A 21,357-nucleotide genomic window follows, 5' to 3' on the forward strand; every position below is an offset into this window, starting at 1 on the left:
TTTACCGGAGAGCACAGAGAGACACAAATAATTTTTCTTGAACACCAAAACTCTGCCTCCAAATAAAAAAGCCATTTTCTCCATAGAAAATGGCAGATTGTATTTATTTTTTGATGTTCAGGCAATCGGCAAGAACCGTGCGTCCTTTTTGAATGTATGCGTCCATATTTTCATCTGGGACCATGCTGCCGCCGGTCGCCCATACAAGATGAATCGGCTGGCCGCTTATCTTTTTTTCTCCAGCCAAGAGCACAGGTCCGATCATGCCGGCTAAAGCGGACGGTTCAAGCTTGATTTCTTCCCTTTCGGCAAGCCCGTTCAGCATGGCAAACAATTGGTCATCATGCACCGTGCAGCTGCCTGCTATAAAGGGTTCAACAAGCTTTCCGACAAATCCAGACGGACGGCCGACGGCAAGGCCATCTGCTTCCGTTTGATTCGTTAAGCCAATATCCTGTACCGAAATATGATCATGCAGTCCAGTGGCAAGCCCGAGCAGCATACAGGCACTTTCTGCCGGCTCGGCAAAAAAACAGTGAACGTTCGGGCCAAAAGCAAGATGGAGGCCGAATGCCACACCGCCCGGCCCTCCCCCAATGCCGCATGGCAAATAAACATAAAGAGGCTGCTGTTCGTTCACAAGGATTCCTTTTTCATCAAACTGGCGCTTCAGCCGAAGTCCTGCCACTGCGTAGCCTAAAAACAGCCGATGCGAATGTTCATCGTCTATAAAGTATGCACGCGAATCCTGTGCAGCTTCTTCTCTTCCTTCGGCAACGGCTTTTTCATAATCCGCTTTATGTTCCACCACAAGGGCGCCTTTTTGACGAAGCAGCTCTTTTTTCCATTTCTTTGCGTCTGCCGACATATGCACGGTTACTTGAAATCCCATCTTGGCGCCCATTATGCCAATGCTGAGTCCAAGATTCCCCGTGGAGCCGACGATGATTCGATGCGATGAGAAAAGGGTTTTAAAAGCCGGACCATTAAAAGCACGGTAATCATCTTCTTCTGTGACCAGGCCTTTTTTCAGTGCCAGCTCTTCGGCATATGCTAATACTTCATAAATCCCGCCGCGCGCCTTGATCGAACCGGAAATCGGAAGCTTGTGATCTTCTTTTAGCCATAAACCGCCTTCGATCTGCCGGTCTGCTGCCGTCTCCAGCCATGCTTTCATCTCCGGAATTGGCACGACGGGCGATTCAATAAATCCTTTTTCTTTCTCCAGCTCAGGAAAAAGGACTTCCAGATAAGGGGCAAACCGCTGGAGCCTTTTTTCTGCTTCCTCTACGTCCTGGAGCGAAAACAAGGGCGGAACCCGGTTATGCCGATTTCGGTTTACCCATAGGACATTTTGACGCTGTTGCAGGCTTTCAATCACAGCCGCCGCAGGTTCGCTAAATGACATTTGTTTGTCTCTTTTCATTGTACCCACCCCTTTTTAATAATGCCCTCTCCAAATTTCCGTTTTAATGCTTCTACTGTCGTTACAAGCGGTTCAAGCTTGTCCGCTTCTTCCTGAAAAGAAAACAAATCCATTTGGGTTTCCAGCGTCCGCTTATGTACAGCATTTTGTGCGGTAATGCCCAGCAGCCGGACCGGCTCTCCTGTCCAGTGCTTGAAAAAGATCGCTTCCGCTGCTGAGAGGAGCTCTTCTTCTTCCTGAATATCAGCCGGCAGCGTCTGGCTTCTGGTGACGGTTTTAAAGTCACTGTAACGGATCATCACTTGAATGGTGCGCGAAACGGCCCCCTTCGCTTTCATTCTTTCACTGACCGAGCGGGCGAGCAGACGAAGCTTAGCATAAATAATGGCCGGCTCGGTAAGATTCTCGGGGAAAGTCGTGGAGTTTCCAATGCTCTTATACGACGTATTTGCTTCCGGGTCCACCGGCCGGTCATCTATTCCGTTGACCCGCTCCCGCATCCGTATCCCTCGTACACCCATGATAGACTGAAGTTGTTTCACGTCTGCTTTTGCCAGATCGCCCATCGTGGCTATTCCATGTTCCATCAGCTTTGCGGCTGTTTTGGCTCCGATCCCGTGTGCTTCTACTACCGGCCTGCTCCAAAGCACACGCTCAACATCCCGTTTTCTTAATACGGTAATGCCAAGCGGCTTTTTCATGTCGCTTGCCATTTTAGCTAAAAATTTATTCGGGGCAATACCAATAGAAAGCGGAATGGAAAAATCATCCACTATTTTCTTTTGAATGCCTGTCGCTATATCAATTGGTGAGCCCAGGTGTTCACAAGCTGTAATATCAAGATACGCTTCATCAATAGAGGCATACTCAATCAAAGGAGAGATCTCGGCTATTTGCGCAAAAATACGCTTTGAGTACAATTTATATAACGCATGATTCGGTTTGATCACAACCGCTTCCGGTACAAGCTTCAGCGCTTCCCGCAGCGCCATCGTTGTATAAACCCCTTTATGTTTACATAAATAGTTGGCTGCCACAACAATGCCTTTCCGCTCCTGCGGGTTTCCGGCGATGATGACCGGCTTATCTTTTAATGCCGGATTTTCAGCCATCTCTACGCTGGCAAAAAACGCATTCGCATCGATATGAAAAATCACACGGCCATTTTCCGGATAAAAGCCCGCCATGTGCTCACCTCCCTCTCCAACCGCTGTTGTTTTTTGATTACACATGGATTACATAACGTTCAATTTTTTCTATTCTTATTTTAGCATTTTTTTCGCTCTGCCGCTTTGCTGCTGGCCTAAAGGAAAGGAGTTTACCCCCATGATGGGCTTCATGAGGGTGTTAATCAAATTCCTTATATACTTTTCCAAATTTAAGCACATCGTAAATCGCTTTTCCATCACTCGGTCTTTCCCGTCCATAATCGATCGGAAGAATAGAAAAAAACACAAGATAAATCGAAAAATAAACAAACTGATAAAAAAAGAGATGCGGCGGCAAAATGCCATGATAAATCAAGCCGTTCACAACAAAAATTGATAAAAGATTAAAAATCGGGCCTCCTGCATAAATAAGTGCATGCTTCCAGCGGCGGTCACGTTTCAGGTCATCGTAATGGCATGCAGAATCGATAAAATAAAATCTTCGGATTTCCAGGTTTTTTACCCGGCACAGTTTGGCTCCCCGGCCAATCACAAGGGAGGTTTTGCTGCCAAACAAGCGGGCAAAAAATGCATGGCCTGCTGTATGAATGAGCAGCGTCAGCGGAAGCGTAATGAAAAATGCCCATATAAACGCACCCATATCGTCTAAACTAAACATGCAAAAACCCCTTTTAAATAAACATTCGTAAGGAGTTTACCTCTTTTAACCCTATTAAAACGCCTCATCCTGATATATCCGATTTTTAATAATTGTTATGGCATTGATATAAAAAAACTCCTTGATCGCTCAAGGAGTCAAAGCTGTTAAATTTCAATATCAACGACAATACTGTCGAGACGGCCAACTTCACGAATAAAAGCAGCGACAGCTTGATGCTCCGGGTGAGGACCGTATGCTTCAAGAGCTGCTTTGTTTTCAAAACGCGTGGTAAGGACAACCTGGTAGCCTTGATTTTTTTCTGAAAAGTTAATTCCAGCTTGAATATCAATGACACCCTCAAGGTGCTGTTCAAGGGCTTTAAAGCGTTTGACTACTTCCTCAAGCTGTTCGACAGTCGTCGTTTCCGCAAATTTAACAAGTACAATATGGTCAATCATGTTTTATCCTCTTTTCATCATCCATTTACTGTGAATATATCATTTTTAAGCCTGGCGGTAAATATGTGTTTTTATCCCGGTTTTCTTTTGGATAATTGTCGAAACCATTGCTCATCATCGGTCATGATGGCCAGATCAATCATTGCGTCCCAATCTTCTTTTGCAAGGGTTAAGCCGACAGCCATAATTTTTTTGCTTTCCACTACTTCAAGGACTGGTTTCATAGGTGTAATTCGTTTATCCATATACGTTGATACCTGCACAATATATACTTCATTCCGCAGCCTGGAAAAATCACGTATGAAGCCAATAATTCGTTCCTGCCCATTCGCAATAATAACCCAATCACCCGGTTTAAGCATATGTCCCCCTCCTTGCCGCCACTGCTATTTATATTAGATGCATACACGCACATGAATGCGCTCCTTTTTACGATTTAAATTCTTTGTTTATTTGGCATAAAAAAGAAGCTGCTTTTACCGGCTGTTACCGGCCTTCAGCAGCTTCTCCATGTGTTTATTCTGTTCGTCCCGCATTTTTTTCAAGAAATTCATATCCCGATTCTGTAACGGAGCATTCATCTTCAATCGTGCAGCCGACAATGTCTCCTTCATCGGACCGGTTCACTGTAATGCCTGTTGCAAGGTTATTGGAATCAAGAAAATGCAGCGCTTCTCCGAATGACTGAAGGCTTGTTTCTCCCTGTCCTGGCTTTTCACCGTTTTTCATGATATTTAGCAAATCTAATGCGCGTTTTTCAATTTGCATGGCTGGTCACTTCCTTTTTTCTTTGTCGATAACATTCTTTTCCCTTTCCTGCTTTATTATAAGCCTTTTTTTATAATTTATTTGAATTTAGCACATAATGTAATAAGTAAGAATATTTTTAAAAGGACCATCCATACTAAGAGTGAGCAACTTATGAAAAAGGAGCGTTTTGTTATGAAGCAAACAGACCAGCATGATTTTATTTATCTGTGTGTGTATGGATTGATTGTTTTGGCGGTTGCGTTCACCCTTTCGCCTGATAAGTCCGGAACCATTTGAAACATCGGGTACACATTAGGATCTGCCGCAATATGTTCGGGGTAAATAAAACCTTCTTTTGTCCGCGGAAACTCAACGCCTATTTGTTTAAAACATAAATCTACAAACTCCGAACAAATATATTCTTCATTTTCTTTATGCCGTCCAATGCCCAGTTTAATTCTCGTTAAAATCCGGACCAGCTCTGCCTGGTCATAATTTTGATGAAGCAAATCAAGCGCTTTTCCAATCATATAGTGCAGCTTTCTTCTATCAAATGAAGAATCAATGAGGGTTTTGTGGCGCGCTATGTACAGCGCCCCTTTATACTTTTCACCTGTCTGCCGATTTCCCTTTACGTATTGAGCCAGCGGAATCACACGCACCCCGGCGCTTTCTATACTTTCAAATACGAGAATCCGGCCGTGCCAGCGCACTAAAAAAGCGACATGGCTCATAAGAGAGTTGGATGCTTTTTTAATAAATTCAGAGATCAAAGAAGTTCCACTGCAAAATAAAAGATCGCCGGTTTGAATTTTCGAAACGGCCTGCGAATAGGGAATTTGAATGATACCATTAAACTTTTGAGAGCTCATTTTCCCCCTCCTTCAAAAATCAGTTTCATTCTTTATACGGTATGCTTCCAATTTGAAGCTGTCCCTAAGAAATACCCTTGTCTGCCGTTTTGTCCAGGAATGTTTTTTTCTGCCGCATACACTACTATGTGGAGGTGGAAAAAATGGGTGCTAAACAGGAAGGAAACAGCTGGGGGTATGGATCAGGTTTCGCGCTTGTTGTCGTTTTGTTTATTCTCCTCATTATTATCGGTATAGCGTTTGTTTAATGTATGGACAAACAAAAAAGCCTGAGCCGGCGGCTCTGGCTTTTTCTCATTTAAAATATTTTTTTCTGGCCGCGGTCTTCCTTCACGATTTCAACAGCTTCTCGGAAACGCTGAGAATGTACAACTTCCCTTTCCCGCAGGAAACGGAGGGAATCATTTAAGTCCGGGTCATCAGATATATCAATAAGCCACTGATAGGTGGCCCGGGCTTTTTCTTCAGCGGCGATATCTTCGTACAAATCCGCAATCGGATCCCCTTTTGCTTGAATGTACGCAGCGGTAAATGGCACACCAGCCGCATTATTATAGAAAAGAGCACTGTCATGGCTGACATAATGCTCAGCGAGCCCGGCTTCACGGAGCTGCTCGGGCGTGGCATCTTTTGTCAGCTTGTAAATCATGGTGGCAATCATTTCAAGATGAGAAAATTCCTCTGTGGCAATATCATTTAAAAGCCCAACTACCTTATCCGGAATTGTATAGCGCTGGTTCATATAGCGGAGTGCAGCGGCAAGCTCTCCATCTGCTCCTCCGTACTGTTCCATTAAATATTTGGCAAGCGTTGGGTTGCATGTACTGACTTTTACAGGATATTGCAGCTTTTTTTCATAAATCCACATTCGATAGCCACCTTTTCATTTTTTAGACCTGCCACGGCCAGGGAGAAGTGCTCCACGTCCATTCAGCCGCAGATGTATTCGGACTGTTCTGCTGGAGCGGACCAAACTGCGCTTCAAAAGCCTGCTTCAGCTGTTTACTGTACTGAGCAAACTGTTTATACTGCACAAGAGCCTGCGGATCATGGGGGTGCGTGTCTAAATAAAGAATTAATTCAAGCACAACAAAGTCAGCCGCTTGAATTTCTTCGAGCTGCTGGTAATATTCCTTTGGCAGAGGATTAGCCACGGCTTCGTCCTCCTTTTCGGTACGGATTATCATAGTAATCGTAAAATACTTTCCAAAGAGTCCCTTTTTTCAGCGCCTCTCTAGGAGAAAACTGTGGAAGGCCCGGCGGCTGAAAGCCCACGTACAGATTCGGAGGCGTACTGTAATACTTGCATCCGATCGGCGGACAAGGATCAAACGGCCCATGTCGTGGTACATACGACTTCAAAGATGAAAAAGATTGCGGCTGGCTGCTCATACTTTGTCCCCCTATCTCTTGTTCTTTTCCTATGTGTATGTACAGGCATCAAGATTATGCGCAAGTAGAGAAACCGAAAAAGAAAAGGTTTTTCCTTTTCCCTTTTTTGGGTAGAGCATGTAAAAAGGAGCGATGCAGCATGCACATTGATTATCAGCGTCTTTATGAAGATTATTTGATTGCAAAAGAAGAAAGAACAAGACAGCTTGAGCTTGATGAATTCCAAAGCGAACAAGAACATATGTCCAATTGGCTGCAAAAAGTGCGCGGCATGACGGCCGAGCAGGCGCAGGCAGTTATCGATCATTCACCCATCCGCAGCCAAATCGAACAAGAACATAAAAGAAAAAAAGAATGAGTCAAACGAGTAATGGTTAAAAAAGAAATGTGTTTTATTTCTGCTGCATAAACCAGTTTAACAGAATAGTAGTATCACCGAGCGGTAAGACAAAGGTCTGCAAAACTTTTATTCCCAGTTCGATTCCGAGTACCACCTTTTTTGACCAGTACTCGCCTGTTCTATTTTCAGCAGACGGATATCTTCAAATGCCTGATAAAGACGGGCTTTTACTTAAAGCCCATCCATATTTAACCCGATGAACGGCTTCCGCTCTGCTCTTTCTTTTGTTTATAATAGCTCCGCCTAATAGACGCCATTCATCGTTTACACGATTTCCTCCTTTATCGTTTGAACATATCCATATGTTTTAATTCATGCCGCGCAGCCTATGACCGTTCTGAGCTCTCCGCTTTTGGATTTTTCACAAACAAAAAAGCACAGAAATGCCGCCCGGCGGCGATATTTCTGCGCTTGGTATCCTGCCCTTTAAAAGGTACTTATAGAGCAGTTTTAAACTGGTTGTATTTCTTTTTTCGAAACGGCTTAGAGGCCGCCAAAATATTGTCACGCTTAAACGTACGTAATGTTCCACGTTTAAAGCAGTAAGCCCGAATATAGTCAGGATGAATTTTCCTTACAATAATGCTGCGGTCGGTAATAACCCGATCGTCCGTCATGTACATAATCACAATTGGCTTTTTTTCTTCAAGGGACATTTGAAACAATCCATTCATTTTTTAACCTCCCTTTCTTCTTCTATTATACCGAACAAACGTTCAAAAAGCAACTAAAATCCGAACGTTTGTCCGCAAATAGCGGGAGTTAAAAAATCTCCACTGTTAATTCCTCAAACCATTCTTTGTCCCTGGTCAGCAATGCCAAATCAATCAGCGCTGTTTTATCCTGATAAAAGTCAAGTAGCTGTGCAGCAGAGTGGAAACGGCTCGATTCATAAATTCCCTGAGTCGGTTTGCGCCACTGGATCGTATTGTTTGTGATCCATCCTACTTTTGTAAATTCAACGCATTCTCTATGCCAGCTGTGATTTTTAATACTGCTCACATAGCCGATGGCTGTTGAACCTCCAATTTCGATCATTTTCCACTCCCCTATATTCATTTTAAACGCCTCCCTTTGTTTTTTGTTTAGAAATCCTTTTTCACGCACTTGAGGGAAATAAACCATCCATATATCATGTTCAGTTTCACTGCCTGCCGATTTGTTTGTCCGCCTTTTATGGTTTCGTTTGATTTGAATGTATGCGCTATACTATGTTAATAGACTTCTTTTTTTGTTTTATTTATATGATAAAAGAGGAGAACCATGCTAAAAAATTCACCATACAAAAAAAGCACTTTTTCAAGCGCTCTCCTTTTAATCGGATTCTTTTTTACTTTCTATTGCATATTGTTGAGAAAAGTTGGATAAGCTGTAGGTGTTGGGAACTTCATCCCTCCAACTCCTATTTCAGCTGGTTATTCGTTTGCCGAGGAAACCCCTCGGCTTTTTTTGTGAGCTCTTTTCTTTAGGATTTAATCAGCTGAATACAAGCCAACATCAGAAACGAAATACCAATCATACTGCCCACCCACATCCAGGCCATTCCCATATTTCCCGAATCAATCGCCATGTAAATAGCTGTCGAAGCCGTTTGTGTTTTTCCGGGAATGTTCCCGGCAAACATAAGCGTTGCGCCAAATTCGCCCAATGCCCGTGCAAAGCTTAATAAAAATCCCGAAACAATGGATTTGATTGCGAGCGGTGCGGTTACAAATAAAAACAGGGCGAATTCACCCGCTCCATCCACACGTGCCGCATGTTCAATGTCCCGATCAACAGATTGGAAGCCGGTTTTGCATGATTGATACATAAGGGGGAAAGCCACCACCGTTGACGCAATGACGGCAGCCCACCACGTAAACATAATGCTCTGGCCCAATACTAATTGAATGAATCTGCCGACCGGGCTGTTTTGGCCAAACAGCACAATTAATAGAAACCCGACGACCGTCGGCGGCAGGACGAGCGGCAGTAAAAAAAGAGTTTCTATAGCCGCTTTTCCCCTAAACGACACATTTGCCATCACTCTGCCGAAAAAAAGACCGGTGATTAAGACGATGAAGCTGGACACAAAAGCAATCTCAACCGAAAGACGGAGCGGCGGCCAAAATAAATACTCCATCGTGTCAGCGCAATCCTTTGAATCCGTACTTCTCAAAAATGTTCATCGCTTCTTCACTCTGCAGATATTGATAAAAAAGCGCTGCTTCCTTTTGCTGCTTGCTGCTTTCAATAATGCCTGCCGGATAAATGATCGGTGCATGGCTTTTTTCCTCGGCTGTCGCCGCTATCTTTACTTTCGAAGAAATGAGTGCATCGGTTTTGTAGACCATTCCCGCATCGACATTTCCTGTTTCTACGTATGTAAGCACCTGCCGTACGTCTTTTGCGTAAATTAATTTTTCGCTCACTTTATCCCAAATATGGAGATGCTGCAGTGTTTCTTTTGCATATTGACCCGCTGGAACCGATTCCGGCGTCCCGATAGCGACCTTCTGTGCTGCTGGCAGCTCTTCAAACGATTGGACAGCGGCATCCCCTTCTTTCGGTACAACGAGAACAAGATCATTGCCTACAAGGTCAGCACTGTTTTCCTGCTTAATGGATCCGTCTTTTATTAAAGTATCAAATTTGTCCTCTGCTGCTGAAAAAAACACATCAACCGGCGCTCCCTGCGAAATTTGCTGTGCCAGTGTTCCGGAAGAACCAAAATTGTATGTAACGTCTACATCGGAATACTTTTTTTCGAATGATTTCTTAATTTCACCGAGTGCATCCTGAAGACTGGCCGCGGCTGACACCGTAATGGTTACGTTTTCCTTTTCCTGCCCGTTGTTCTTCGCCTGTTTGCTTTGCTCTGCTGATGAGCAGGCCGCACAGCCAATAATCAATACAAGCAGCAGGCAAGCAAACATTCTTTTTTTCTTCATACTTCCCCCTCCTAGTTATAATTAGTTATAACTCATTATAACTAATTATAATTTATCCTTGACCAGGAAGGAATATTTCCTTTGAAGAAAGGCTCGAGTAAAATAAAAGGTGGAGGGATGAAAATGACGATAGAACACTCATATACGATCGAAGAAGTCGCTAATTTATTAAAAGTATCGAAATTAACCATATATGATCTTGTGAAAAAAGGAGAGCTTCCGGTTTTTCGAGTCGGCCGGCAGATGCGCATGTCTGCAGCAGATTTAGACCGTTATGTAAAAAAGCAGACCACTACTGCCCCGACGGCGGTCCTTTCCCACAGTGATTCAGAACACAAAGCCAGTATTGTGATTAGTGGACAGGATATTGCCCTTGATATCCTTGCCCAGCATATTGAAAAAGAGTTCTCTTACAAAGCACTGCGTTCACATGCTGGAAGTTTGAACAGCCTCATTTCGATGTATCAGGGTAAGTGTGATATTGTCAGCCTTCATATGTATGATGGAGATACCGGTGACTATAATCTGCCTTATGTGAAAAGAATTTTGAGCGGGTACTCGTATACTGTTATTCACCTTTTAGCAAGGCAAGCCGGGCTGTACGTTCAAAAAGGGAATCCGCTGCACATCCGCTCATGGACAGATTTAGGGCAGGAGCATGTAACCATTATCAATCGTGAAAAAGGATCTGGAGCCAGAATTCTGCTTGATGAGCAGCTACGAATTCATAACCTCTCTCCCCGATTTATAAACGGCTATGAGCGGGAAGAAAACAGCCACCTGCGCGTTGCAGCGGCGGTTTTAAACGGAACAGCCGATGCAGGCGTCGGCATTGAAAAAGCCGCACAAATGGTGGGTGTTGATTTTATTCCGCTTATTACAGAACGCTATGACCTTGTTCTATTAAAAATGCCCGAAACAGAACAGCTCGTTCAAACGGTTCAAAAAATCGTATCTTCTCCGTTGTTCCAGGCTGAAATCGGATCTCTCGGGAATTACGACTGTTCACAAACAGGCCGTATTTTATTTGAAACCGACTAAAAAGAAAACCAGTTAAAGAATGGCCCCTTTGATGGGCATCTCTTTAACTGGTTTTCTGTGCTAATATTCTATTACATTTCACCGGCGGCCATCGCATGTGACAGCGTGGAAGCAATGGACAGCTTGTCAAAGTTAAGACCCAGCTGCACGGCTGTTTGCGCAAGCTCCGGACGGATGCCTGACAGCGTGGTTTTGACGCCGATTAAGCCTAGCGCTTCTACAAGATGGAACAGCTGCTGGGCCACCATTGTATCAATCATAATCACACCTGACAAATCAATGAACAGACAATCCACTCGTTTTTCCGCGCACTGCTCGAGCGTTTTTTCGAGAATCAGCTTGGCGCGTGCAGTATCAATATCCCCTACCAGCGGCAGAAGTCCCGTTCCGCGAGTTAATGTAATAACAGGAGAACTCAGCTCGTTAATCATTTCCTGCTGGCATTGAAGCCGTTTCACAGAGAATTTATGGTGCTCTTCCATAAACCAGATCACGACGCTGTCAATGCCCCGGCTGACACGCTGATTCCATAGGTCAACGGTCTCCTGTGGAAAAGCGGACCGATGTGCAGGGAAAAACTCTCCCAAAAACTGGAGGTACTGGTCGCGTGTTCTAAAAAATTCCCTCACAATAAAATGCATCGGTGTATTTAAGTGCTGCTCATCTTTTGCGACTTGAATAATCCATTGTTCCAGGTCCTTTAAAAAAACACTTTCTTCTTTTACGAACAACTCGCAGAATTGCAGATGGAATTCGTAATTTTGCTTTTTAAGCAGTTCAATAGCATGGGGATCTGTTGTGGAATAAACGCCGCTTGGATCATTTTTATCCAAAGAAGCGTACCACTCTTCAGTGATCTGCTTTGCTTTATCTAATAAAAACTCACGGATTTCTTGAGCTGGCTTCATATTTTTTCCTCCTGCGGCTAAATAAATGAACATTCGTTATTTTAAACGATTTTTATAAAATAAGCTATCCTTGCATGACCTCTCTGCATAAGCAGCCTTTTTCTTTTAAAAAACATTATAGACAATCAAAAACAGGCAGCAGCTGCAATATTTTTTATTTTTGGACTGAATATGTTTTATTTTTCTTAAGATGGGTAAAGAAGTAATTCATTACGATAAAACAAGGAGGTTTTCTACAAGATGACACCAATTGAACTTTTCGGATGGTCTTTATCTACTTTGCTGACAGCCGGCTTCGCTGGTTCACTTTTTTTCATGTCGAGAAAACCAAAATTGTTTTCCGAATCCGAGTATAGCTCCTCACGAAAGCATGATCGTGAAAACAGACAAAACCACAGCCGATAACTGTTGAATGTTTTTGTTGAGCAAACCGGAAAATCGACAACTGGGGAGTTTAAGCAAGCTCCTTTTTGCTTTATGACCATGGATGCCATACACTTGAAACCTGAAAAAGCTCCAAAGCCGCCCCTTAGCGGCTGGGGCTTTTTTGTCATTTATCCCCGGTTATTTTATTCACAAATGAAACAGCGAGATCGATTATACTCTCCGCTTTTGTTTTCGTTACGGCTTCAGACGGGCTGTTAAGAAACCATTCCAATGAATTTGTTCCAGTTAATCGATTTAAATCAACTGGCCCCTGGATTCCTTCAATTTTCCCCCTGTCTGTATACTGCCATATGTCACACGGAAAGTCCGGCTGTTTCTGGCTGTACCGCGGAATCCAGACAAAATCAGCCCTTACTTTTTCTGCTTCAAATGCCTTGTATGTATGGTGGCCGACATACAAGCCAACTTTTTTGGCCCCTAAACGCCGAAGCTCATCAATAAACGCTTGCGTACCGGCACGCATATCATTCATCGTTTTCACTTCCACATCTGCCGCCCAAAAAGCGGCTCTTTGATCACCCCGTTTCCAAAAGTCGCGCGCTTCGATGACCGCATCATTAACTGAAACAAACCGGCAGAACGCATAATTGCCAAATGGAATACCATACTCGTTACATGCTGCAGCATTAGCTGCATAACAGCGGTCCCTTGTTGTGCTGCCATCCTGCACCCGCAGAATAGCCAGCTCTATATGGCGATGAGCTGTTTTCCAGTCAATGACGCCCTGGTGATGGGAAATATCTATAATCTGTTTCATCCGTCTGCCTTTCACTTCCATATCAAATAATGTTTTATTCCCTGTTTTTCTTTTTTTAAAACCTCTATTTATTTTTTATCAAAAATATGGGACAGCTTACATCTCTTTTGCATATTTATAGTGCTAAGTGTCCAAACTAGCGCATATCTTATTTATAATATCGTGTTGTTTTCAACAAAGGAGGTTTTGCAAATGGCTCCCATTGATATGTTCGGATGGCTGTTATGTGTATTGTTAACCATTAGCTTTATTGCTTCAATTATTTTCCTTCCAAAAAACATAGACTCCGAAGAGGAATCGGATGAGGTCTTTTCAAAGAGTATTCCCATCAAAAAAGAAATAAAAAAGGAACATTAAGCGCTTAAGGCGCTTTTTTTTATGTGCCAAAATATACAACTGCACGCTGCAGGAGTCAAAACGGCTGCTTTGGGAATCATACTTTAAAAGAGCTTGCCCTTTTCAAAATGAATATGCTGAAAGACGTTAAAAATGGAATGTAAAGGACTGAACCTTATGCTGAACAAAACCCAATTAGCCGATTTTCAAACAGAGTTAACGAACAGAAAAAAGGAATTGGAAGCCCGTTTTGAGGGTACTGATCATTTCCAATTGCAAAGAAGCTTGTCTGACTCGACGAGGGAATTGTCCGTTTACGATAATCATCCGGGTGATGTGGGGACAGAGTTATATGAGCGGGAAAAAGATATAGCGTTGAATGAACATAGCCGGTTTGAATTGGAAGGAATCAATACAGCACTAGAAGCGATTCAAAATGAAACGTATGGTATTTGTAAAACCTGTAAAGAAGAAATTCCTGTAGAGCGTTTAGAAGCCGTGCCAACTACTTTATTTTGTCTGAAGCATTCACAGGACCAAAACATTTCAAACGACCGGCCCGTTGAAGAAGCTGTTCTTGCGCCGCCATTTGGACAGTTTGATTTTGATGATAAATCAGAAAATGTTGCCTACGATGCAGAAGACGCCTGGCAGGATGTTGCCCAGTACGGTACTTCTGAAACACCGGCGGACTTTATGAATTCGCCAGAGGAATACGGAGACATGTACGTGGAATCACAGGAAAATAAAGGTTATGTAGAGGATTATGAAAACTTTGCGGCCGTTGATATTCATGGAAACAGAGTGGACGTTTATCCAAGCAGAGAGCATAAATTGTATGAAGAAGTGCTTGATGATGAAGACTTAATGTCTTCTTTAGGCGATCTTCCTCCGGCCGAAAAAGACCCGTACACAGAACGAAAATAAACTTCTTGTTTGCCAGCTGTTCATGAGACAGCTGGTTTTTATTTCCACAATTATTTTTACACGTTATAATAAAAGAAGATTATATTGCAAAGGAGCTGGACAATGCACAGAGAAACCAACGCTTTTATTCAATAACTCATCTTGCATGTCGAGGGGGAAAAAGATTGCTGATCGATTTCTTTGAAACGAAGCGGCTCATACTCCGCAAAGTAACAGAAGCGGATGCTGCTTCCCTATTTTCAGTTTGGTCTGATCCAGCCGTTACAAGGTTTATGAACATTGATACTTTTACCCATGTGGAACAGGCGGAGCAAATGATTCGTTTTTTAAACCAACTGGCAGACGAAAACAGAGCTGTCCGGTATACTTTAACCGAGAAAAAAACGGACCAAGTCATCGGCTCATGCGGATTTAACAGCCTTGATTTCGAAAATGCAAAAGCTGAAATTGGATATGATCTTGGCCGGCTTCATTGGGGAAACGGATATGCGGGAGAAGCGGTATTATGTTTGATTGATTACGCATTTCATCATTTACAATTGATGAGAATGGAAGCAAAAGCAGAGCCTGAAAACCTTTCTTCTATTAGAGTGCTGCAAAAAACAGGTTTTTCATTTGAAGGCATCCTTCGAAAAAGCGAAAAATCAAAAGGAACATTTATTGACCTTGCTCTTTATTCACGTTTAAAAACAGATTGATTACTGCTAATCGCTGTCCTCATCTCCTGATGAGGCGGCGATTGATAATCCGCCATAAAACACCCGTGTACTACTGTTATCCTTCATCCCCCTTTATCACTTTTTTAGTTGAGACGCCTCCTTAAATTTACCGAATGTACTTTCCTCCTCGAAATCCTTCCATTACATGACTCGTTTTCTTCGAAAGAAATCCTGCCCTATGAATAAAACGAACAGGTCTCTGCCATGATAACGACTGAACAACCAATACGAAGAAATGAGGCACGGATATATGTATTATTACAAGGAAGAATTAATCAATATTGTAGCACCAGACCAGCCCGATCCCGCTGCTGCAAAAGTGCTGCAGGAAATATTAGGCGGACATTTTGGGGAAATGCGGACAATGATGCAGTTTTTCTTTCAAAGCTCCAATTTCAGAGGCAAGGCCGTTCAATACCGGGATCTTCTTCGCGGTATTTTTCTTGAAGAAATTGCCCATGTAGAGCTTGTACAAAACACCATTAACCAGCTGCTCAATGGTTCCGGTGAGTCCCCTATGCCAGGCAATTCCGGAGCAGATGGAGCGCCGCTCGGTGACGTAGTCAAGCATGCGAATCCGCATCATTATATTATAGGCGCCCAGGCTTCTCTTCCAGTAGACGCAGCAGGAAATCCGTGGAATGGCTCCTGGGTGTACAGCCATGGAAACCTGATTGGGGATTTGCTTGATAACCTCGTTCTCGAATCAACGGGTGTTCTGCAAAAAACACGTATTTACGAGATGAGCAGCAACCAAACATTTCGTGAAACGCTGGCTTTCCTGATTGTCCGGGATAATGCCCATCAAAATGCATTTGCCAAAGCACTTGAAACACTGGGAGTTGATTGGGGCAAGCTGTTCCCGGTTCCAAATTACGATATCAATAAATACCCAGAATGCCGGAAATACGTAGAAATGGGCTACCATAATGCGCTGTTTAACTTCAGAATGGACGAAACAAAAATAGCCCAAATTTTCCAAGGCGAGTCTCCAAGCCGAAATGATGGTACGCTTTCGGTTGTCGATCCTCCGGCCGGCTTCCCTGTTCCCCTTATGCCGGAGATGCCAAATGAACATAGTCCAGGAACAAACGACTTGAACGCTTAGTCTACCATACACCTACACCCCGGGTTCAAACAGACTCGGGGTTTTTGGTGCTTTTTTACTTCGTTCGGTCACTGTACGTATTGAATACAGATTTACCGTCAAAACTGTAAACGAACTTTCGGAACAGGAGTGAAGAAATATGTTAAAGCTGCAAACAGAGCTGGAAGGAAAAACGGCCCGCTTTGGTGATATAAGAGACAAAATGAATGAGCTTGGATACGACTTGGGCGGAAATTGGGAGTATGACGCTGGCAGCTTTGATCACACATTATGGAACAGTAAAAATGAAACCATTTATATTCGCCTTCCGTTTAGAGTACTCGACGGTATGCTTGATGAGTATGATGCTTTTATTTCGTTTCAATCTCCTTTTATTATTAAACATGTGATCAATATTGGCTTAGAAAAAGACGAGCATTCTTTACTGACAGCATCCGGCTGGAACCAATTTCAAGATCCCGTTTCTTCTGACGCGCCCATCAATCAAAAAAACAAATGGGAAGAAGCAGGAGAACAAGCAGTCAGCCGGCTGATTCAACATTTGGAAAAAGGGCTGAGCGCCAGCTGATGTTCATACTGTTACTTATATTAGTATGAATGTTAGTACGATTTCTCCCGTTTTGCAGGGACCTTGAATAAACTAAAGGGTCAAAGCAAAAAAGGAGGAATCACGTGATTCATACTGTAAAACGCGGGGAAACACTTTCCTCAATTGCAGGAGACTACCGGATTTCATTAGCTTCTCTCATTGCCAGCAATCCGGGTATTACGCCCAATTTGCTTTATGTGGGACAGCGCATTACCATTCCAGGCTTCCCTTCTCCTGCAAGCCTTCCTTTTTCCATTGTGGTCTCTCTTTCGAATCGAACTTTAACACTATTTTACCGGGGCCAAATCAGAAAAGTATACCCGGTTGGCGTTGGCAGAATGCTGCATGAAACGCCTGTAGGAGATTTTATCATTATTAATAAAGCACCCAACCCGGGGGGTCCGTACGGAACGATGTGGATGAGTTTATCGAAGAAAAGTTATGGTATTCACGGCACAAATGATCCTTCCTCTATCGGAAAGTATGTATCTAAAGGCTGTGTTCGAATGCACAATAAGGATGTGGAAGAGCTTTCCCGGACGATTCCTATCGGGACTCCTGTATCCATTCGGCCTTAGTATACTGAACTGAAAAAGCCTGGCTTGTAAGCCCGGCTTTTTCAGTTGATGTTCATTTGTTATTTATGAACGGTCGGAAGCTCGATTACAAAACACGTTCCTTTATTGACTTTGCTTGTAACCTGGATTCTTCCGCCTAAACTTTGAATAATGCTAAAAGAAACCATCGTGCCGAGACCGGTTCCATTTTCTTTCGTTGTAAAGTATGGTTCACCAAGACGATCTATTTGCTTTTGTGTCATTCCTTTTCCCTGATCGCAAATACGGATTTTAGCAAGATGGTGTTCATATGTTGTTTTGATCCTTATTTTACCGCCATTCGACATGGCTTCGATTGCATTTTTAATGATATTGATGAAAGCCTGCTCAAGCTTTTTTCGCTCGCCAAGAATATAACAGTGCTCTTTTTTTTCTACAGACACGTCGAGCTCTATACTGTTCATATTGGCCAGCGGTATTAACACGTTCACAGCATGATTTATTGTTTCGTGAAGAATAATGGCTTCTGCCTCATCAGGAGCGGGTTTTGCAAATGTTAAATAATCATTAATAATACCAGTAGCCCTATCCAGTTCCTGAATGGAAATCAGAATTTGCTCTTTTGTTTCCGGTGGTATGTCACTTTCATAGGAAAGCTGCATAAATTCCCGGCTGGCCGTCAGCGGATTTCGCACTTCATGTGAAATACTGGCGGCAAGGTTGCTGACAATCTCTAATTTCTCTGCTTTCATCAGCTTTTGCAATACATCAAAATTGGTTTTAATCACCTCTAACAAAACGGTAGCAATCAGGATACAAACAATATTAAGCATGTAAAAGATCACCCACATACTTACCGTCATATGCATATCATATATTTGCCCGGCCACGTACGTTGTAAGCAGCAAAGAAAAAAGGGTAAGCACGCCCACCGAAGGGAGTTTTTGTTTTAATGGCATCTTTAAATAGTACTTTGAGAAAAACATCGCCAGCACGGCAATAGGCGTAAAGGTAAAAAGGGTTATAAAAAAGCCGGATCCTCCTATAAAAAAGCGGGCAGCAAGCAAAGCCGGAAGCAGCCATGCAGCGAATCCCGGCCCTCCATATAAAATCCCCAGCAGAAAAGGAACCCGGCGCAAGTCAAAGTTAAACCCGTCTCCAAATGAAAAAGGAAACAGCATACATAAAACAAAAGATATAACCGGAAACACAACAAACCATGATGCCTTTATCCTTTCAAAACGGTATAAGTAGGAGGCGAGGTAAAGCATTTGCATAAAAAAGATCGGAAGAAGAACAAATAAAAAATTAATGAGTAAATCTTTTACGATAAGCTCCATCAAGGCACCGACCATTCTTGAATGTATAAAATCGGCTCATTCATGTTATTTCTTTAAGAATAATCGATCCTTCGATGGAACTGCAACTGATTTTTAAAAGCGTTTTCTACTTCTCAACAATCACTGCATTGATAGCCGGTGTCCCATCTTTCGCTTTTTCCACTGCCACTGTTCCATACACCGTAACGCTCTCATTTATTTCGACTTCCGTCTGTGTGGCATTCATAATCACATATGTGCCATCCGGTGCCTGAAGGGAAAATGAGCCCGTTAAGCCGGGTTCGATCACTTCCGTAACGCGTCCTGTCGCAGCCACTTTTTTACCGACTGGCGGCTCGTCAGCATTTAACTCCGTAAATTTCGCCGGCACAGCTTCCTCTTTCATCTGTTCGGCCAGCTCTTCCTCTGACGGCTCTTCAATAATTGATTCCGTCCCTTCTGAAAACGTGCTTTGAACCATTTCTTCTTCTGCCGAACAGGCACTTAATACGATAGCCGCTGCAGCCGCTGCGATCCATTTTTTCATTACAGCACCCTCCTTTTTTCTGCTTGTCCTAACATTATGAGCGAGCTAAGCCGGAAAGTACACGAAGGCAAAGTGTCACTCCGCCATTGAACGCATACTGTAGCTATATAAAGGAGTGAAATCGATGGTACAGGAATATCCAAAGCCGCCTCAACACTCGCTGCTGCCGCCAGGACATTATTTGTATTCTCCCCAATTTCCAGCCATTATGCAGCAATTATCGCCGGTTTATACCGTAACAGCAGAACCCGTCTTTCTCGATCACCTTCTAATGCATAGCGGTAAAACGATTCAAGTAGCCACAACCGGCGGGTTATTGACAGGAAAGCTGACTGGAGTGGCCATTGATCACCTTCAGTTAACCATCAATGATGTTCATCATCACATTCGGTATCCGCACATTATTTCTTTCAGTATGGCACAACCGAACCAAAAAACCTGAAAGCGTCCACTTTCAGGTTTTTTGGTTCGGTTGTGTATAAACTTCTTTTAAAAGGTCATCCTGCATGTATAACTGCGTTTGTTTATTTTGCGGCCGCTATCACCGTGATCGGCTCGCTTTTTTATGAAGGCTTCAGCCCAAACAGCAAATTAAATGCACCAGAGGAACAAAACCAGAAAGCAGACCATCTGCCCAACTGACGGCCGATGCCTTCTTCCAATTAAATCGTTTGCGTCTTTTAAAAAACGGGTACGCTGGATATACATTCTCTTATCTGCTTTTTCCAACACATTTCTCCACTTTTTTCAGATAGCAGAGAATAAAGAGTGGGAGGTGATCATATGAGGAGAGTTCAAGGTATTCCCAGCTTACTTACATATCTTAATGCCAATCATTATTCGCTCACACATGAAGAGATTGAGGAGTTAATCCGAAAAAGACAATTTCCTCATAGAAAACTGATGAACGGGGCGATGATCTTTGACTTAAACCATATTGACTGGTGGTTATCGGAAAATCAGCCTTCAAAGAATCCTTGAAGCTCACACGTGGTGGCTTGTATCCTCTGCACTTTCATGAAAGCGAACCGATCTTTCCCGGTTCGCTTTTTGTTTGCCATCCTGATGGAACCCTTTACAAAATAAACTTTTCGGTTACACGCAGGGTTCTTGGCTTTCTGTCTTCCCAGGTTACATAGCCGGATTCTTTCAAGCGGTCTAAATGGCCTTTTACAGTTGAAGCAGATTTTAGTTCTACCGCTTCACCAATCTCACGTATTGTAGGCGGATAATTTTTCGTGCGGACAAACTCATTTATATAAAGAAGCATTTTCTGCTGGCGGGCGGAAAGCTGCTTAAGCATATGGTTTTTTCTCCTTTTCGCAGGATTTTTTCGGCTGGCACTCAAATAACGGGACAAAAATGCTTTGACTTCCTAACATGTAAAGCGATACACGTTTATATAATCTGCTTGATCTCCTCCTTTTTCATTATACAGAACAAATGTTTCATTTTCAAATAAAATCCAACCACATATTTCCACAATTAAAGGAAAGCCCCCGCTTTTAAACAAAAAAAGCTCCCTTCATCAGGAGCTTTTCTTTGTTTTATATTCCCGGCTTTCATATATGGCTTGAAGCTTATTTTCGGCTTCCTGGGGACTCATCGATAAACCAGTTAAGAAAGCCAATAGGTCATCACGCTCTGAAAGCTTTCTCATAGAGTGAAACGCGATCGGCTTATGTTCTTTTAGAAGCGTCATAATTTCAATCGTAGGCAGTATTTCCGGCTGGGAGCAACCCCTTAAAAAAGAGCGTAAAAACCGCACAAAAACTAAAGCTGAATCTGTACTGTCCGGATAGTTTTTCAATAAAACAAAAAATTTTTCTACATGTGCTTTTACGTCGTTTGATTTTCTCCGCATGTTTCCTCCTGCTTTAAACAGTTATTCAACCAAATACGGAGAAGCTTCCCTATTTGGCAACCCGGCTGTCGTTTTTCACTGGCTGAAAAGTAGACCCGTGGCTTTGCGTCCTTCCCTTTCGAAGAAGTTTGCCTTTATCTTTAGTCCCATTAAATCATGTCGAATTATGTCAAGTCAAGCTGAAATGAACTATATTCCAAA

At 43.0% G+C, this 21,357-nt stretch carries 31 protein-coding genes and 1 riboswitch; of the genes, 11 read left to right on the plus strand and 20 right to left on the minus strand.

Annotated features, from left to right (window positions below; translation table 11 throughout):
- Positions 1-103 precede the first annotated feature (103 nt).
- The 7 genes from RRU94_RS18095 to RRU94_RS18125 form a co-directional block, all read right to left on the minus strand.
- Positions 104-1,426 carry a D-serine ammonia-lyase gene (locus tag RRU94_RS18095; protein WP_315692230.1) on the minus strand — a complete coding sequence of 441 codons (1,323 nt, stop codon included), beginning with the start codon at positions 1,424-1,426 and terminating at the stop codon, positions 104-106.
- Entirely contained in the window at positions 1,423-2,613 is a 1,191-nt protein-coding gene (locus RRU94_RS18100) for a DNA polymerase IV (RefSeq protein WP_315692232.1), read from the minus strand. The genes RRU94_RS18095 and RRU94_RS18100 overlap by 4 nt, the downstream gene beginning before the upstream one ends.
- A gap of 160 nt (positions 2,614-2,773) precedes the next feature.
- Positions 2,774-3,253 carry a site-2 protease family protein gene (locus tag RRU94_RS18105; RefSeq protein ID WP_315692234.1) on the minus strand — a complete coding sequence of 160 codons (480 nt, stop codon included), beginning with the start codon at positions 3,251-3,253 and terminating at the stop codon, positions 2,774-2,776.
- Between the two features lie 146 nt (positions 3,254-3,399).
- Positions 3,400-3,693: a Dabb family protein gene (locus tag RRU94_RS18110; protein ID WP_050182798.1), complete on the minus strand. Its 294-nt coding sequence runs from the start codon at positions 3,691-3,693 to the stop codon at positions 3,400-3,402.
- A 71-nt stretch (positions 3,694-3,764) separates the two neighbouring features.
- A complete protein-coding gene (locus tag RRU94_RS18115; protein WP_242233045.1) occupies positions 3,765-4,055 on the minus strand; it encodes a hypothetical protein in 291 nt (96 codons plus the stop codon).
- Between the two features lie 154 nt (positions 4,056-4,209).
- Positions 4,210-4,461 (minus strand): hypothetical protein, encoded by a 252-nt coding sequence (locus RRU94_RS18120; RefSeq protein ID WP_315692236.1) that lies wholly within the window; start codon positions 4,459-4,461, stop codon positions 4,210-4,212.
- 203 nt (positions 4,462-4,664) lie between these two features.
- A complete protein-coding gene (locus RRU94_RS18125; protein WP_315692237.1) occupies positions 4,665-5,315 on the minus strand; it encodes a YiiX/YebB-like N1pC/P60 family cysteine hydrolase in 651 nt (216 codons plus the stop codon).
- Positions 5,316-5,458: 143 nt separating this feature from the next.
- Between RRU94_RS18125 and RRU94_RS18130 the strand changes: the two genes are divergently transcribed.
- Complete coding sequence (locus RRU94_RS18130; RefSeq protein ID WP_315692238.1) at positions 5,459-5,563, plus strand: YjcZ family sporulation protein; 105 nt, start codon at positions 5,459-5,461, stop codon at positions 5,561-5,563.
- Between the two features lie 50 nt (positions 5,564-5,613).
- On the opposite strand, the gene RRU94_RS18135 is transcribed toward RRU94_RS18130, so the two are convergent.
- From RRU94_RS18135 to RRU94_RS18145, 3 genes are read right to left on the minus strand one after another with little or no spacing between them, the layout of a single operon-like run.
- Positions 5,614-6,183: a manganese catalase family protein gene (locus tag RRU94_RS18135; protein WP_315692240.1), complete on the minus strand. Its 570-nt coding sequence runs from the start codon at positions 6,181-6,183 to the stop codon at positions 5,614-5,616.
- A gap of 22 nt (positions 6,184-6,205) precedes the next feature.
- A complete protein-coding gene (locus RRU94_RS18140; protein WP_315692241.1) occupies positions 6,206-6,469 on the minus strand; it encodes a spore coat protein CotJB in 264 nt (87 codons plus the stop codon).
- Positions 6,462-6,707: a spore coat associated protein CotJA gene (locus RRU94_RS18145; RefSeq protein WP_242233051.1), complete on the minus strand. Its 246-nt coding sequence runs from the start codon at positions 6,705-6,707 to the stop codon at positions 6,462-6,464. Before RRU94_RS18145 ends, RRU94_RS18140 begins: the two co-directional genes overlap by 8 nt.
- A 139-nt stretch (positions 6,708-6,846) precedes the next feature.
- On the opposite strand from RRU94_RS18145, the gene RRU94_RS18150 reads away from it, so the two are divergent.
- Positions 6,847-7,065: a hypothetical protein gene (locus RRU94_RS18150; RefSeq protein WP_309087424.1), complete on the plus strand. Its 219-nt coding sequence runs from the start codon at positions 6,847-6,849 to the stop codon at positions 7,063-7,065.
- Between the two features lie 479 nt (positions 7,066-7,544).
- On the opposite strand, the gene RRU94_RS18155 is transcribed toward RRU94_RS18150, so the two are convergent.
- The 4 genes from RRU94_RS18155 to modA all read right to left on the minus strand — a co-directional run bounded on the left by RRU94_RS18155 (position 7,545) and on the right by modA (position 10,037).
- Entirely contained in the window at positions 7,545-7,781 is a 237-nt protein-coding gene (locus RRU94_RS18155) for a hypothetical protein (protein WP_315692242.1), read from the minus strand.
- An 88-nt stretch (positions 7,782-7,869) separates the two neighbouring features.
- Positions 7,870-8,166 (minus strand): IDEAL domain-containing protein, encoded by a 297-nt coding sequence (locus RRU94_RS18160; protein ID WP_315692243.1) that lies wholly within the window; start codon positions 8,164-8,166, stop codon positions 7,870-7,872.
- Between the two features lie 406 nt (positions 8,167-8,572).
- Positions 8,573-9,229 carry a molybdate ABC transporter permease subunit gene (modB, locus tag RRU94_RS18165; RefSeq protein ID WP_315692244.1) on the minus strand — a complete coding sequence of 219 codons (657 nt, stop codon included), beginning with the start codon at positions 9,227-9,229 and terminating at the stop codon, positions 8,573-8,575.
- A gap of 4 nt (positions 9,230-9,233) precedes the next feature.
- Positions 9,234-10,037 carry a molybdate ABC transporter substrate-binding protein gene (modA, locus tag RRU94_RS18170; protein ID WP_315692245.1) on the minus strand — a complete coding sequence of 268 codons (804 nt, stop codon included), beginning with the start codon at positions 10,035-10,037 and terminating at the stop codon, positions 9,234-9,236.
- A gap of 123 nt (positions 10,038-10,160) precedes the next feature.
- On the opposite strand from modA, the gene RRU94_RS18175 reads away from it, so the two are divergent.
- Entirely contained in the window at positions 10,161-11,078 is a 918-nt protein-coding gene (locus RRU94_RS18175) for a helix-turn-helix transcriptional regulator (protein ID WP_315692246.1), read from the plus strand.
- Between the two features lie 71 nt (positions 11,079-11,149).
- On the opposite strand, the gene RRU94_RS18180 is transcribed toward RRU94_RS18175, so the two are convergent.
- Together RRU94_RS18180 and RRU94_RS18185 are read right to left on the minus strand one after the other, a co-directional pair.
- Entirely contained in the window at positions 11,150-11,986 is an 837-nt protein-coding gene (locus RRU94_RS18180; protein ID WP_315692248.1) for an STAS domain-containing protein, read from the minus strand.
- 550 nt (positions 11,987-12,536) lie between these two features.
- The gene (locus tag RRU94_RS18185; RefSeq protein WP_410492984.1) at positions 12,537-13,190 is read right to left on the minus strand and encodes a glycoside hydrolase family 25 protein; all 654 of its coding nucleotides are present in this window, start codon (positions 13,188-13,190) and stop codon (positions 12,537-12,539) included.
- Between the two features lie 192 nt (positions 13,191-13,382).
- Here RRU94_RS18185 and RRU94_RS18190 point away from each other — a divergent pair, with 192 nt between their 5' ends.
- The 6 genes from RRU94_RS18190 to RRU94_RS18215 all read left to right on the plus strand — a co-directional run bounded on the left by RRU94_RS18190 (position 13,383) and on the right by RRU94_RS18215 (position 17,447).
- Positions 13,383-13,547 (plus strand): hypothetical protein, encoded by a 165-nt coding sequence (locus RRU94_RS18190; protein WP_251273568.1) that lies wholly within the window; start codon positions 13,383-13,385, stop codon positions 13,545-13,547.
- Positions 13,548-13,703: 156 nt separating this feature from the next.
- On the plus strand, positions 13,704-14,453 hold the full coding sequence (locus tag RRU94_RS18195; RefSeq protein ID WP_315692249.1) for a TraR/DksA C4-type zinc finger protein: 750 nt from the start codon (positions 13,704-13,706) through the stop codon (positions 14,451-14,453).
- A 167-nt stretch (positions 14,454-14,620) separates the two neighbouring features.
- On the plus strand, positions 14,621-15,151 hold the full coding sequence (locus tag RRU94_RS18200; RefSeq protein WP_315696039.1) for a GNAT family N-acetyltransferase: 531 nt from the start codon (positions 14,621-14,623) through the stop codon (positions 15,149-15,151).
- A gap of 271 nt (positions 15,152-15,422) precedes the next feature.
- Positions 15,423-16,280, plus strand: coding sequence for a manganese catalase family protein (locus RRU94_RS18205; RefSeq protein WP_242233061.1), 858 nt, complete (start codon positions 15,423-15,425; stop codon positions 16,278-16,280).
- 139 nt (positions 16,281-16,419) lie between these two features.
- Positions 16,420-16,848 (plus strand): YugN family protein, encoded by a 429-nt coding sequence (locus RRU94_RS18210; RefSeq protein WP_315692250.1) that lies wholly within the window; start codon positions 16,420-16,422, stop codon positions 16,846-16,848.
- Positions 16,849-16,952: 104 nt separating this feature from the next.
- Positions 16,953-17,447, plus strand: a complete 495-nt coding sequence (locus tag RRU94_RS18215; protein WP_315692251.1) for a L,D-transpeptidase family protein — start codon at positions 16,953-16,955, stop codon at positions 17,445-17,447.
- A 59-nt stretch (positions 17,448-17,506) separates the two neighbouring features.
- Here the strand turns inward: RRU94_RS18215 and RRU94_RS18220 are convergent, their stop codons facing one another.
- Positions 17,507-18,766 carry an ATP-binding protein gene (locus tag RRU94_RS18220; protein WP_315692252.1) on the minus strand — a complete coding sequence of 420 codons (1,260 nt, stop codon included), beginning with the start codon at positions 18,764-18,766 and terminating at the stop codon, positions 17,507-17,509.
- 106 nt (positions 18,767-18,872) lie between these two features.
- Positions 18,873-19,292 carry a hypothetical protein gene (locus RRU94_RS18225; RefSeq protein ID WP_315692253.1) on the minus strand — a complete coding sequence of 140 codons (420 nt, stop codon included), beginning with the start codon at positions 19,290-19,292 and terminating at the stop codon, positions 18,873-18,875.
- A 124-nt stretch (positions 19,293-19,416) separates the two neighbouring features.
- Between RRU94_RS18225 and RRU94_RS18230 the strand changes: the two genes are divergently transcribed.
- On the plus strand, positions 19,417-19,734 hold the full coding sequence (locus RRU94_RS18230) for a DUF2642 domain-containing protein (protein WP_315692254.1): 318 nt from the start codon (positions 19,417-19,419) through the stop codon (positions 19,732-19,734).
- 341 nt (positions 19,735-20,075) lie between these two features.
- A complete protein-coding gene (locus RRU94_RS18235) occupies positions 20,076-20,273 on the plus strand; it encodes a hypothetical protein (RefSeq protein WP_315692255.1) in 198 nt (65 codons plus the stop codon).
- A 94-nt stretch (positions 20,274-20,367) separates the two neighbouring features.
- Here RRU94_RS18235 and RRU94_RS18240 read toward each other — a convergent pair whose 3' ends face one another.
- Both RRU94_RS18240 and RRU94_RS18245 read right to left on the minus strand, forming a co-directional pair.
- Positions 20,368-20,595 carry a LexA family protein gene (locus tag RRU94_RS18240; RefSeq protein ID WP_315692256.1) on the minus strand — a complete coding sequence of 76 codons (228 nt, stop codon included), beginning with the start codon at positions 20,593-20,595 and terminating at the stop codon, positions 20,368-20,370.
- Positions 20,596-20,820: 225 nt separating this feature from the next.
- A complete protein-coding gene (locus RRU94_RS18245; protein WP_315692257.1) occupies positions 20,821-21,156 on the minus strand; it encodes a hypothetical protein in 336 nt (111 codons plus the stop codon).
- A 52-nt stretch (positions 21,157-21,208) separates the two neighbouring features.
- Positions 21,209-21,299, minus strand: a riboswitch (cyclic di-GMP riboswitch).
- Between the last annotated feature and the right edge of the window lie 58 nt (positions 21,300-21,357).

Source organism: Domibacillus sp. DTU_2020_1001157_1_SI_ALB_TIR_016, from assembly GCF_032341995.1.
Lineage (GTDB): Bacteria > Bacillota > Bacilli > Bacillales > Domibacillaceae > Domibacillus > Domibacillus indicus_A.